Source organism: Geodermatophilus sp. SYSU D01036 (assembly GCF_054050435.1).
Genome location: NZ_JBJGZJ010000013.1, coordinates 84,661 through 96,956 on the forward strand (window position 1 = coordinate 84,661; position 12,296 = coordinate 96,956).

Genomic DNA, 12,296 nt, shown 5'->3' on the forward strand with positions numbered 1-12,296 from the left:
GCGGGACCACGCCGCCGCCTCCGGTGCACGTCCGCGGAGTTGCCCCGTGCACTTCCGCGGAGTCGCGCGCTCCCGGGGCGGACGTGACGGACGGCACACGACGGCGTAACGTCCACCGGCCGTGTCAGCGACACCGACCGACACGACCGTGACCGAGCCCGTCCTCACCGCCGAGCGCGCCCACCTGGCCCTCGCCGAGGACTGCCTCGCCGGGATGCGCGCCGCCGCCTCCGCCGTCGCGGACGCCGGCGTCGACGCCTGGGCCTCCGAGCGTCTCGGCGCCGCCCGCGCCGAGCGGCTGCGCTCGCTGGCCGCCGACCCCGGCGTGCCGCCCTTCTTCGGCCGCACCGACGGCGCCGGGGAGACCTTCCACATCGGCCGGCGGCACGTCCGCGACGCCGCCGGCCGGCCGGTGGTCATCGACTGGCGGGCGCCGATGAGCCGACCGTTCTACCGGGCCAGCGCCGCCGATCCGCAGGGCCTGGTCCGCCGCCGCCGGTTCGGCTTCTCCGGCGGCGAGCTCACCAGCTACGAGGACGAGCTGCTCGGGCTCGGCGAGGAGGGCGACGGCGCCCTGCTGCGAGCCGAGATCGAGCGCCCGCGCAGCGGCCCGATGCGGGACATCGTCGCCACCATCCAGCCCGAGCAGGACGAGATCGTCCGCGCCCCGCTGGCCGAGTCGGTGTGCGTGCAGGGCGCGCCCGGCACCGGCAAGACCGCCGTCGGCCTGCACCGCGCCGCCTACCTGCTCTACACGCACGGCGGGCAGCTGGCCCGCACCGGCGTCCTCGTCGTCGGGCCCAACCGCGCGTTCCTGCGCTACATCGAGCAGGTGCTGCCCACCCTCGGCGAGGTCGACGTCGACCAGACGACGGTCGCCGAGCTCACCGGCCGGGTGCCGGTGCGGGCCCAGGACGCCCCGGAGGTCGCCGTCCTCAAGGGCGACGCCCGCATGGCGCGGGTGCTGGAGCGGGCGCTGTGGGGCGCGATCGCCAAACCCGCCGACGACGTCCTGGTGCCCCTGGCCGGCCGCCGCCACCGGGTGCCGGTGGAGCGGCTCAAGCGGTACGTCGACGACCTGCGGCGGCGCGGCCGGGTGCCCGACGACCAGCAGCGGCTGCACCACACCGCCGGGCGGGAGCGGCTGGCGCTGCTGCTCGCCGAGGACGCCCGCCGGCAGAACGAGGAGACCGGCGGCAGCCCGACCGACGCCGAGACCCGCCGGGCCGCGCGCAGCCCCGAGGTCCGCGCGTTCTGCGACGCCGTCTGGCCCGCCCGCGACCCGGCCGGCCTGGTGGCGGAGCTGCTCGGCGACCCCGCCGTCCTGGCCCGCGCCGCCCGCGGCGTGCTCACCGACGACGAGCAGGCGCTGCTGCACCGGCCGGCGCCGCGCTCGGTCCGCACCGCGCCGTGGACCGCCGCCGACGCCGTCCTGGTCGACGAGGTGGCCGGGCTGCTCGAGCGGACGGCGGGCTACGGGCACGTCGTCGTCGACGAGGCGCAGGACCTCTCGCCCATGCAGTGCCGCGCGGTGGCCCGCCGGCTGGCCGCCGGGTCGCTCACCGTGCTCGGTGACCTCGCCCAGGCCACCGGCCCGTGGTCGCCGGCCGACTGGGCGCCGACGCTCGCCGGCCTGGGCCGCCCGGACACCGCCGTCCGGCCGCTGACCCGCGGCTACCGCGTGCCGGGGGAGGTCCTCGACTACGCCAACCGGCTGCTGCCGGCGATCGCCCCCGGCCTGCCCGCGGCCACCGCCGTGCGCCGGGAACCCGGCGCGCTCGCCGTCCGCCCGGTCGCCGACCTCGCCGGGCCGCTGGCCGAGGTGGTCGCCGACCTCGCGGCCGGTCCCGGCTCGGTCGGCGTCGTCTGCGCCGACGCCGCGGTGCCCGAGGTGGCGCGGCTGCTGGCCGCCGCGGGCCTGCCTGCGGCGGTGCTCGCCGACGACGGCTCGGCGGCCGGGCGGATCGCCGTCGTGCCCGCCGCGCTGGCCAAGGGGCTGGAGTTCGACGCCGTCGTGGTGGCCGACCCGGCGGCGATCGTGGCCGCCGAGCCGCGCGGACTGTCCCGGCTCTACGTCGTGCTCACCCGGGCGGTCAGCACCCTGGTCGTGCTGCACCGCGACGACCTGCCCACGCTGCTGGAGGGCTGAGCGTCCCCCGACCGCGGGACCGCACGGCGCGGGTCGTTGTGGCCGGAGGTGATCTCTGTTGCAGTGTGCGCGCACGGGAGGGAGGCCCATGGACCGGCAGGACAGCCGGGCCGGCACGCTGCTCCGGTTGGCCGCGACCATCGTGGTCGCCGGGGCACTGGTGGCGGGCCTGCTCCTCCCGTGGATCGGGGGTCCCGCGATCGCCGCCCAGCAGTCCACCGGGCTGCTCGGCGACCTGCCCACCGAGTTCACGGACGCCGCGCCGCCGGGCAACACCGTGCTGCTCGCCGCCGACGGCGAGCCGATCACGTACTTCTACGACGAGAACCGCGACCCCGTGGAGCCCGCCGAGATCGCGGACGTCATGAAGGACGCGATGGTCGCCATCGAGGACGCCCGGTTCTACGGCCACCGCGGCCTGGACGTGCAGGGCACGCTGCGCGCGCTGGTCACCAACATCGCCGCGGGCGAGGTGGCCGAGGGCGGCTCGACGCTCACCCAGCAGCTGGTCAAGCAGACGCTGCTGCAGACCGCCGACACCCCCGAGGAGCGGACCGCCGCCACCGAGCAGACGGTGGGCCGCAAGCTGCGCGAGGCGCGCCTGGCCCTGGCGCTGGAGGACCTCTACAGCAAGGACGAGATCCTCACCCGCTACCTCAACATCGTCTACTTCGGCCAGAACGCCTACGGCGTGCAGCCGGCCGCCCGCGCCTACTTCGGCGTCGACGCCGCCGCGCTCACCCTGCCGCAGGCGGCCCTGCTGGCCGGCCTCGTGCAGAGCCCGGTGAACGACGACCCGTTCACCGACCCCGAGGCGGCCACCGCGCGGCGCAACGAGGTGCTGTCCCGGATGGCCGAGCAGGGCCTGGTGACCGCCGAGGAGGCGGCCGCGGCCGCGGCCGCGCCGCTCGGCCTGGCGCCCGGGCCCGCCCCGCCCCGGGGCTGCGTCCAGGCCAGCGTCGGCCCGTTCGTCTGCGACTTCGTGCAGCGGTACCTGATCCAGCAGCTGGGGCTCAGCCAGGAGCAGCTGGACAACGGCGGCTACACCGTCCAGACCACGCTGGACCCCGAGCTGCAGCGCTCCGGCGACGCCGCGGTGCTCGAGACGCTGCCGCGGGAGGACTCGCTGGCCGCGATGTTCACCGCCGTCGAGCCCGGCACCGGGCACCTGCTGGCGATGAGCGTCAACCGGACCTTCGGCTACGACCTCGCCGACCGCACCCAGGAGTCGTTCAACCTCAACGTGGCGCCCAGCCAGGGCTCGGGTTCCACGTACAAGGTCTTCGTCGCCGCAGCGGCCCTGGCCCGGGGCTACTCCTCCTACTACACGCTCACCGCGCCCGACCCCTACGTCTCCCGGGTCTACAGCGGCCCGTGCGAGGGCCGGGACACCGACGGCCGGTACTGCGTCCGCAACGCCGGGTCCGGCTACCGCCCGACGCTGGACCTGACGACGGCGCTGTACCAGTCCTCCAACACCTACTTCCTCGCGCTCGAGGACGCCCTCGGCAGCGTCGAGGAGCCGGTGCGGATGGCCGAGGCGGCGGGGCTGTTCCAGTTCAGCCCGCCGGGCCTGGCGCAGCAGATCATCGACGAGAACCGCGGGTCGTTCACCTTCGGCGCCGAGGCGACCAGCCCGCTGGCGCTGGCCAGCGCGTACTCGACGTTCGCCGCCGGCGGCACGCAGTGCGACGTCGTCCCGGTGACCGCCGTCCTCGACCGGAACGGGGAGCCGGCGGTCGGCGCCGACGGCGAGCCGCTCGCGGTCGGCGACCGGTGCACGCCCGAGGCTGTCCCGCCCGGCGTGGCGAACACGATGAACCAGATGCTGCGCAAGGACGTCGAGCCGGGGAACCCGGGGCAGACCGGGGCGCGCGCCTACGTCCGCGGCCACCAGATCGCGGGCAAGACCGGCACCTCGCAGGACAACTACTCGGTGGCGTTCGTGGGCTACACGCCCGAGATCACCGCGAGCGTCATGGTCCTCAACCCCAAGCGCAACGAGGACGTCGGCGGCTTCGGCGGCGGCAAGGGCGCCACCATCTGGCGCGACGCGATGGAGCCGATCCTCACCGCGCGCGGCAGCGGCGAGTTCGCGCCGGCCGACGAGACCGTGCAGAACGGCAACACCCGCCCGGTGCCCGGCTGCTCCACCGTCCGGGGTTGCGAGCGGACCCTCGCCGACGCCGGGTTCACCCCGCGGACGGTGCGCGTCGACAGCGACGAGCGGCCCGGCGCCCTCGTGGGCACCAGCCCGCCGCGCGGCGGCCGCGCCGTGCCCGGCCAGGTGGTGTCGATCCTGGTGAGCAACGGCAGCGACTACGTGGAGCCGGCGCCCGAGCCCGCGCCCCCGGCCGACCCCGCACCCCAGCCGGCGCCCGCGCCCGGCTCGCCGTCCTCGCCACCCCCGACGCCGTCGTCGCCCCCGCCCCCGCCGTCTCCGGAGCCGCCGCCACCGGCGACGGAGCCGCCGCCCGCGCCGGCGACCCCGGCACCCGAGCCGCCGCCCGCGCCGGCGACCCCGGCACCCGAGCCGCCGCCCGCGCCTGCCGCGCCCGCCCCGGAGACCCCGCCGCCCGGCTCCCCCTGGCGGCCGGGCGGCTGACGCCGGCCCAGCCGCTCGTCGAGGGACTGGGTGAGCAGCCACCCGGCCAGCAGGACCAGGTGCAGCAGGAACAGCCACAGGCCGATGGCGACCACCGCGCCGACGACGACCAGGCCGCCGAAGGGCGCGCCCAGGTCCAGCGGCAGGGACAGGAACAGCACGAAGCCCTGCAGGAAGCCGGACAGGCAGGCGGCGGTGAACAGCGCGCCGCTGACCAGCGCGCCCCACCGGTGCCGGCCGCCGGCCACCACGCCGTAGCCCCACAGGATGGGCACGGTGAGCACGAACAGCACCGAGTAGTAGCCGACGGCGAACCGCCCGATCAGAGGCCCGGCGCCGTCCTCGCGGGCCAGGTCGGCCATGACCGTGGCGGCCAGCAGCAGCGGGTACAGCAGCAGGGGCGTGACCACGACCAGGGGCAGCGTGAGCAGCCGCCCCCGCCAGCCGGTGAGGTTCTCCCGCCGCCGGCTGAACCGCATCAGCGCCCGCCGCAGCCCCTCGCCGTACAGCGACAGCGGCAGCAGCGCCAGCGCGAAGCCCAGCAGGTCCAGCCGGACGCCGGCGTCGACCAGCCGGTCCACCGCGCCCGGCGCGCCCAGCGACTCCGGCAGCAGCTCGGTCAGCCGCTCGCTGCGCGCGCGGACCTCCTCGGCCGAGGTGGCCAGCGCGGTCAGCCGGACGGAGACCAGCACCAGCGGCACCACCGCGATGCCGGCGTAGAAGGTGAGCCCCGCGCCGATCAGCGCGAGGTCACGGCCGTGCAGCAGACGGCGGGCGCCGGCCAGCAGCGTCCGTGCCTCGGCCCGCACCCGGGCCGCCGTCCACCTGCGTGCCGGGCTCACCCGCTCATGCCACCAGACCGGGCGGCCGGCCGGGGACCCGGCGACGCTCAGTCGTCGGTGCTCGCGTCGTCGGTGGTCGGGGCGTCGTTACCGGGGTTCTGGCCGGTCTCCTGGCAGCTGGCGTCGTTCTCGTTGCTGGCGTTGCCGCCGGCGGCGTCGCAGTTGGTCGGGCCGCGCGAGAAGTCGGTGTTGTCACCGCAGGCGACCAGGGAGCCGAACAGGGCGAGCGCGACGAGCGGCCGGGCGATCCGTGTCCGGGTGGCGCGCATCCGCGTGGAGGAGGACATGCAGCAATCGGTACACGCCCCCAGGGGCGCGCAAACCGGCGGGGGTCGGCAACCTCCCGGAGTCGTCCGGTCACCCGGTGTGAGCGATGTAATTACACGGGGGTGATTGTCACACGCCGGTCACGGACCTTACGCTCTGTGTGTCCAACGGGGCGTTCCGTCACCAGTCCGGGTGACACCCCACGGACGCCGTCGAGCCGGTCCCCTCCCGTGGGACCGGGCCGGGGACCCATGGCAGTCCTGGGGTGTAGCGCGTGTCCGCACGCGCCGGGCGACTCCACGCCCGAACCCGTCAGCTAACCCGGTAGGCGGCCTGGGAGAAGGAGTGACCGCCGCGTGGCGTCCCTGCGCACGTCCGTCCCCGGCATGCCCGCGACCGGCCGCGGCCGCCGCGCCGCCCTCGCCCTCGCCGGCGCCCTCGGGATCGGCCTCGGGCTGGGTGCCGTCCCGGCGCCGGCCGGGGCGGAGGAGCCGGTCACGGCCGCCGAGGCCGCGCAGCTGGTCGCCGCCCGGGGACACGACCTCGAGGTCGTCACCGAGCAGTTCAACGAGGCGCGCGAGGTGCTCGCCGCCCAGCAGGCCACCGCCGACGCGGCCGCCGCGCAGCTGGCCACCGCCCAGGCCGCCGTGGACACCGCCCGTCAGCAGGTCATCGGCATCGCCCGGTCGGCCTACACCGGCGACAGCATGGGCTCCCTGCAGGCGCTCATGACCAGCGAGGACGCCGACGAGTTCGTCAACCGCGTCACGCTGCTGCAGGGCGTCGCCGGCTACCAGGGCGAGCTGCTCGGTCAGGCCGTGGCCGCCACGGACACCGCCACCGCCGCGCAGACCGCGGCCGCCGAGGCCGCCGCCGAGGCGCAGCGCCAGTACGACGCCGTCGCCGCCCAGCAGGCCGACCTCGAGGCCCAGATCGCCGCCTACCAGGCCGACTACGCCCAGCTGAGCGCCGAGGAGCGGCGCGCCGCCCTCGACGCCGCCGCCGCGGCGCACGCCTCCGAGGGCTCCCGCGCCAGCCGCGACGAGGACCGCGAGGAGCCCGCGACCCCCGCGGAGGAGCCCGCCGCGGCCGCCGCGCCGGCCAGCGGCGTCGCCGGCACCGTCGTCTCCACCGCCATGGCCCAGCGCGGGGACCCCTACGTCTGGGCCGCTGCCGGCCCGGACGCCTTCGACTGCTCCGGCCTCACCCAGTACGCGTTCAAGGCCGCGGGGATCAGCCTCCCGCACTCCAGCAGGATGCAGTCGACGATGGGCACCGCGGTCTCCCGCGCCGACCTGCAGCCCGGGGACCTGGTCTTCTTCTACAGCCCGGTGAGCCACGTCGGCATCTACGTCGGCAACGGCCAGATGGTGCACGCGCCGACGTCGGGCGACGTCGTCAAGGTCGCCAGCATCGACGCGATGGGCGGCTACGCCGGCGCCCGCCGCATCGGGTAAGGACCTCCCTGCAGGGGCCCACCGCTCGCAAGCTCGCGGTGGGCCCCTGCAGGGAGGCCGTTCCAGCACGTCACCAGGTGCCGGGACGGGTCACGTCCGGACCTGCTGCAGCAGGCCCCGGACGAAGGCAGCCGTGGCGCCGGAGGGCAGCCGCACCTCCCCGCGGGTGACCACCCGCGGGTCCACCTCCCGGGCCCCGGGCAGGCCGCTCACGTCGGCCACCACGTGCTCCCGGACCCGCGGCCGCCCGTCGACCGCCGGCGGGACCGGGGAGGCCGGGCGCGCACCAGGTGCTCGTGCAGCACGCTGCCGCCGGGGGCGGAGAGCACCTCCCGGCGCAGGTGCGGCCACATCGGCAGCGGCCAGCGCCGGACCTCGAGGTGCAGGTCGCCGAACCGGCGGTCCTCCACCTGCTCGGCCGGCCCGTGGCCCCGTCCGGAGGCTCGCGCCGAGCTCGCGAGGCGTGAGAGGGACGGGGTCCTTCCAGCAGCGGGTGTGCGCCGCGTGCGCCTCGGCGCGGGTCGCGCCCAGCCGGGGCAGGGCCGCGGCCACCGGGTCCGGCCGCAGGCCGGCCATCCGGCGCAGCAGGACCAGGCAGAACTCCCGCCGCGCCAGCCCCGCACGGCCCGACCTGCCACGCACGTCACACCCGCGACCGGGACGTCGGCGTCCGCTGCCGCGTTGACCCTCCGGAACAGCCCCCGACCCGAGGACCGCGCACCGATGAACCCCCGCACCGTCGCCCTGGCCTTCCGCGCCGTCGCCGTCGCCGAGGCCCTGTCCTGGATCGGCCTGCTGGCCGGGATGTACGTCAAGTACGTGCCGGAGACCTCCGAGGTCGGCGTCCAGGTGTTCGGGCCGGTCCACGGTGCGGTGTTCGTCGCCTACGTGGTCGTGGCCCTGGTCGCCGCACGGGTGCTCGGCTGGTCCCGGTGGACGACGCTGCTCGCGCTGGCCGCCTCGGTCCCGCCGCTGGTCACCGTCGTGTTCGAGCGCTGGGCCGGGCGCACCGGGCGGCTGGCGGCGCCCGTCCGCGCCTGACCTACCGTTCCGGTCATGCCGGAGCCCGTGCTGCCCTCGACCGCCCGCACCCTGCTGGCCCGCACCGCCCGGGTGCAGCGCGAGGGCCGGGCACCCAGCCTGGTCGCCGGGGTGGTCCGGGACGGCGGGCTGGCCTGGTCGGCCGGCCGGGGCGACGTCGTCGAGCCGCACACCGACGTGCAGTACCGGCTGGGGTCGATCAGCAAGACCGTCACCGCCGTCGCGGTCATGCGGCTGCGCGACGAGGGCCGGCTGGCGCTGGACGACCCGCTGGACCGGCACGTGCCCGGCACGCCGTTCGGGAACCGGTCGGTCGGCCAGCTGCTCTCGCACCTCGCCGGCGCCGCCGCGGAGAGCCCGGGCGGCTGGTGGGAGCGGGTGCCCGGCGGCCCGCTGGCCGACCTGCGGCTGTCCGGGGAGCACGTCGTCCTGGGCGAGGCCCGGCGCTTCCACTACTCGAACCTCGGCTTCGGCCTGCTCGGCGAGCTCGTGGCCCGGCTGCACGGGCGGTCGTGGGAGGACGTCGTCACCGCCGAGGTGCTCGCGCCGCTGGGCATGACCCGGACGACGCCGCGCCCCTCCGGCCGCGCCGCGCAGGGGTACGCCGTCCACCCGTGGGCCGACGTCGTCCTGCCCGAGCCCGAGCACGACGCCGGCGTGATGGCCGCCGCCGGGCAGCTGTGGGCGACGCTGGCCGACCTCGCCCGCTTCGCCGCCTTCCTGCTCGGCGACACCGGCGACGTGCTGTCCCCGGCGACGCTCGAGGAGATGGCCGTGCCGGCCGGCGTCGACGGCTCCTCTCCGGCCTGGTCTGCCTACGGGCTGGGCCTGCAGGTGCTGCGGGTCGACGGCCGCACGCTCACCGGCCACGGCGGCTCGATGCCCGGCTTCCTGGCCGGCGTGTTCGTCGACCGCGAGGAGGGGACCGGCGGCGTCTCGCTGGCCAACACCACCAGCGGCCTGGACGTGCTCGTCCCCGGCCTGCTCGCCGACCTGCGCGCCGCCGAGCCGCGGGTGGCCGAGCCGTGGCGCCCGGCGCAGCCGCCGGTGCCGCTGGAGCAGCTCGGCATCTGGTACTGGGGCCCGGCGCCGCACGCGCTGCGCGCCGTGGACAGCGGACTGCTGCACCTCGGTCCGCTGCCCGGCCGCTCGGGGCGGGCCAGCCGCTTCCGCTGCGACGCCGACGGCACCTGGGTGGGCCTGGACGGCTACTACGCCGGCGAGCCGCTGCGGATCGCCGAGGACCACCTGGACCTGGGCACGTTCGTCTTCACCCGCACGCCCTACGACCCCGCCGCCCCCGTCCCCGGCGACGTCGACCCCCGCGGCTGGTCGGCCGGCTGAGTGCGCACTTCCGCGGATGTGCCCGGTGCACTTCCGTGGATGTGCACCGCCGTCACGGCCTGTCGAAGGCGTCCATCGTGGTCTTGACGACGGCGCCGTAGGCCAGGTGCGGCACGATGTCGCTCACCCAGTCGGTGGCCGACCAGCTGCGCGGGTCGGTGATCCCCAGCGCCGTCATCGGGCCGTTGGCCGCGACCAGGACGCCGAGCGTGGTGAGCAGCGTCCCGACCAGCGGCTGCGAGCGGAAGCCCGAGGCGCGGACCAGCCCGACGACGACGCCCACGCCGATGCCCGCGACCAGGCCGGTCAGCGGCCCGAGCCCCTGGACCCGGTTCTGCCGGTGCTCCTCGTCGCCGGGGATCGGCACGTGCGCCTTCTCGGCGAGCTTCTCCACGGTCTGCTCGGGCGTGGAGCTGGTGCCGCGGCCGCGGACGGTCATGTCGAGATAGGTGACGGCGTTGAGCGCGGTGGTGCCCGCCGCGCCGGCCGCGGCGCCCCGCACCGCCCAGCCCAGCGTGCTGATGCCCCGCCTGCCCTTGCCGAACGTCCCCACGGGGGTGCGTCTCGCCATGCCGTCCGCGGTACCCGCCGCGCTCACCAGGGCAAACGGGCGCATCCTGGGGGAGTGGACGACGCGGGCGCGGCCCTGGAGCGGGCGATCGACGCGCTGCTCGACGCCCGCGCCCCCGGTGCCACGATCTGCCCGTCGGAGGCGGCCCGCGCGGTCGACCCCGAGGGCTGGCGCGACCTCATGGCGCAGGCCCGCGCCGCCGCCGGACGGCTCGCGCGGCGGGGCGCGGTCGAGGTGACCCAGCGCGGCGCGGTGGTGGACGTCGCCACCGCCCGCGGCCCGGTGCGCGTCCGCCGGGTCAGCTGACCGGCAGCGGGCGGGCGAGGAAGGCGGCGAGCAGCCGGGCGGTCCGGTCGACGGTGCCGGTGTGCAGCACCTCGTACCCGTGCGTGCTGAGCGTGGGCAGGCTGATCAGCGCCGCCCGCGCCGTCTGGCCCGAGGCCTTCGCCTGCGAGGCGTCGGAGTCGAAGGACTGCCACACCGCCGTCTGCGGGTCCACGCCGAGCTCGCGGCCGGTGTCCACCAGCGCGTCGGCGACCACCCGGTCGTAGACGACGGCGTCGTCGGCGTAGGCGACCACGGGGCCGCCGTCGACGGTGACCTGGTACTCGGCCTCGGCCGGGCCGACGTCGAGGGCGACGGTGAGGTCGCCGGGCAGGGTCCGGGCGGCGTAGGAGGCGCCGATGCCGCCCATCTCCTCGCTGGTGCTGGCCACGAGGTACACGTCGCCGTGCGGGCGCCCGCGCAGCAGCCGCGCGGCGCCGACGAGGGCGGCCAGCGCGGCGCGGTCGTCGAGGAAGTAGCCGCCGACGAAGTCGCCGAAGCGGGTGAGCCCCCGCCGGTCGGCGTGCACGCACACCCGGGTGCCGGGGTGCACGCCGGCCGCGGCCAGCTCGTCGGCCGGGCGCCCGGTGAAGACGTGGACGTGCGACCAGTCCATGGCCTTGTCGCCCTGGTCCGGCTTGGTCTCCCAGATGCGCGGGCTGTCGGTGGTCGTGTGCTCCGAGCCCAGGGTGAGCACGCCGGTGAGCTCCTCCCGCCGGCCGAGGACGGCGACCGGGCCGAGGCCGAAGTTGCCCGGGTACATGACGCCCAGCGAGCTGACCCGCAGCGTGCCGTCGGGCTCGACCCGCTTGACCATCATCGACAGCTCGTCGAGGTGCGCCATCACGCGGACGGCCGGGGCCGACCGGTCCCGCCCGTGCAGGAGGGCGACCAGGTTGCCGGCGGCGTCCACCGTCACCTCGTCGGCCAGCGGCTCGAGCTCCCGGCGGACGACGTCGCGCACCGCCTGCTCCTCCCCGCAGGGGCCGTAGGTGCGCAGCAGTTCGTCGAGCAGGTCGGGCAGCGGGGTGGCCACGGGGCTCCTCGGGTCGGCGACGGCGTCCGGACCCGTCCTACCCGCCCGGTGCCGGGTCCGCCCCCGCGGCCCGCTCCAGCAGTGGGGCGACCCGGTGGTCGACGTAGCGGCGCAGCGCCAGCGCGGTGTCGGTGCGCTCCACGCCGGGGACGGCGAGCACCTGCTCGGTGAGCCGCCACAGGTCGTCGGCGTCGACCGCGACCACGCGCACGAGCAGGTCGGCGGCCCCGGACAGCGCCGTCACCTCGAGCACCTCGGGCAGCGCGGCGAGCGCGGCCGCCACCTCCTCCAGGCTGCGCTGCACGACCTGCACGGTCACGTAGGCGCCGAGCCGGTAGCCGAGCGCCTCGGGCCGCACCCGGGCGTCGAACGGCGCGAGGAGGCCGCCGGACTCCAGCCGGGCCAGCCGCGCCTGCACGGTGTTGCGCGCCAGCCCCAGCCGCTGGGACAGGGCCATGACCGTGGCGCGGGGGTCGTCGGTCAGCGCCTGCACCAGGCGGGCGTCGGTGGCGTCCAGACGGTCCGGGCCGGGCGGCATCTGCTCAGTCTGACACGTTCGGACGTCCTACCAGTTGTCATCCTGCGCAGTCCGCCGTCGTGACCTTGCGCAATCCGGGAGGGGGGTGATGTGCTCCACAGGGGGTCGGTCGTGCCACGATG

The 12,296-nt window shown here is 76.6% G+C and carries 12 protein-coding genes, 1 pseudogene and 1 riboswitch; of the genes and pseudogenes, 6 read left to right on the forward strand and 7 right to left on the reverse strand.

Annotation, left to right across the window (positions count from 1 at the left end):
- The first annotated feature begins 148 nt into the window (after positions 1–148).
- Together ACI8AR_RS14470 and ACI8AR_RS14475 are read left to right on the forward strand one after the other, a co-directional pair.
- Positions 149–2,149 (forward strand): HelD family protein, encoded by a 2,001-nt coding sequence (locus ACI8AR_RS14470; RefSeq protein ID WP_457051649.1) that lies wholly within the window; start codon positions 149–151, stop codon positions 2,147–2,149.
- Positions 2,150–2,237: 88 nt separating this feature from the next.
- Positions 2,238–4,754: a transglycosylase domain-containing protein gene (locus tag ACI8AR_RS14475; RefSeq protein ID WP_457051650.1), complete on the forward strand. Its 2,517-nt coding sequence runs from the start codon at positions 2,238–2,240 to the stop codon at positions 4,752–4,754.
- 23 nt (positions 4,755–4,777) lie between these two features.
- Here the strand turns inward: ACI8AR_RS14475 and ACI8AR_RS14480 are convergent.
- Together ACI8AR_RS14480 and ACI8AR_RS14485 are read right to left on the reverse strand one after the other, a co-directional pair.
- Positions 4,778–5,596, reverse strand: a pseudogene (locus ACI8AR_RS14480) (YhjD/YihY/BrkB family envelope integrity protein); the annotation flags it as partial.
- A 47-nt stretch (positions 5,597–5,643) separates the two neighbouring features.
- Positions 5,644–5,883 (reverse strand): hypothetical protein, encoded by a 240-nt coding sequence (locus ACI8AR_RS14485; protein ID WP_456935227.1) that lies wholly within the window; start codon positions 5,881–5,883, stop codon positions 5,644–5,646.
- Between the two features lie 191 nt (positions 5,884–6,074).
- A riboswitch (cyclic di-AMP (ydaO/yuaA leader) is annotated at positions 6,075–6,208 on the forward strand.
- Positions 6,209–6,219: 11 nt separating this feature from the next.
- On the opposite strand from ACI8AR_RS14485, the gene ACI8AR_RS14490 reads away from it, so the two are divergent.
- A complete protein-coding gene (locus ACI8AR_RS14490) occupies positions 6,220–7,320 on the forward strand; it encodes a C40 family peptidase (protein WP_457051651.1) in 1,101 nt (366 codons plus the stop codon).
- A 90-nt stretch (positions 7,321–7,410) separates the two neighbouring features.
- Here ACI8AR_RS14490 and ACI8AR_RS14495 read toward each other — a convergent pair whose 3' ends face one another.
- Together ACI8AR_RS14495 and ACI8AR_RS14500 are read right to left on the reverse strand one after the other, a co-directional pair.
- Entirely contained in the window at positions 7,411–7,542 is a 132-nt protein-coding gene (locus ACI8AR_RS14495; RefSeq protein WP_457051652.1) for a hypothetical protein, read from the reverse strand.
- Entirely contained in the window at positions 7,530–7,730 is a 201-nt protein-coding gene (locus tag ACI8AR_RS14500) for a hypothetical protein (RefSeq protein WP_457051653.1), read from the reverse strand. Before ACI8AR_RS14500 ends, ACI8AR_RS14495 begins: the two co-directional genes overlap by 13 nt.
- 313 nt (positions 7,731–8,043) lie before the next feature.
- On the opposite strand from ACI8AR_RS14500, the gene ACI8AR_RS14505 reads away from it, so the two are divergent.
- Together ACI8AR_RS14505 and ACI8AR_RS14510 are read left to right on the forward strand one after the other, a co-directional pair.
- Entirely contained in the window at positions 8,044–8,361 is a 318-nt protein-coding gene (locus ACI8AR_RS14505) for a DUF3817 domain-containing protein (RefSeq protein WP_456927382.1), read from the forward strand.
- 15 nt (positions 8,362–8,376) lie between these two features.
- Entirely contained in the window at positions 8,377–9,705 is a 1,329-nt protein-coding gene (locus ACI8AR_RS14510) for a serine hydrolase domain-containing protein (RefSeq protein ID WP_457051654.1), read from the forward strand.
- A gap of 52 nt (positions 9,706–9,757) precedes the next feature.
- On the opposite strand, the gene ACI8AR_RS14515 is transcribed toward ACI8AR_RS14510, so the two are convergent.
- On the reverse strand, positions 9,758–10,276 hold the full coding sequence (locus tag ACI8AR_RS14515) for a hypothetical protein (RefSeq protein ID WP_457051655.1): 519 nt from the start codon (positions 10,274–10,276) through the stop codon (positions 9,758–9,760).
- Positions 10,277–10,330: 54 nt separating this feature from the next.
- On the opposite strand from ACI8AR_RS14515, the gene ACI8AR_RS14520 reads away from it, so the two are divergent.
- Entirely contained in the window at positions 10,331–10,582 is a 252-nt protein-coding gene (locus ACI8AR_RS14520) for a DUF3253 domain-containing protein (RefSeq protein ID WP_457051656.1), read from the forward strand.
- On the opposite strand, the gene ACI8AR_RS14525 is transcribed toward ACI8AR_RS14520, so the two are convergent.
- Both ACI8AR_RS14525 and ACI8AR_RS14530 read right to left on the reverse strand, forming a co-directional pair.
- Positions 10,575–11,636: a M42 family metallopeptidase gene (locus ACI8AR_RS14525; RefSeq protein WP_457051657.1), complete on the reverse strand. Its 1,062-nt coding sequence runs from the start codon at positions 11,634–11,636 to the stop codon at positions 10,575–10,577. The genes ACI8AR_RS14520 and ACI8AR_RS14525 overlap by 8 nt on opposite strands.
- A 37-nt stretch (positions 11,637–11,673) precedes the next feature.
- On the reverse strand, positions 11,674–12,174 hold the full coding sequence (locus tag ACI8AR_RS14530) for an Lrp/AsnC family transcriptional regulator (RefSeq protein WP_456927387.1): 501 nt from the start codon (positions 12,172–12,174) through the stop codon (positions 11,674–11,676).
- Between the last annotated feature and the right edge of the window lie 122 nt (positions 12,175–12,296).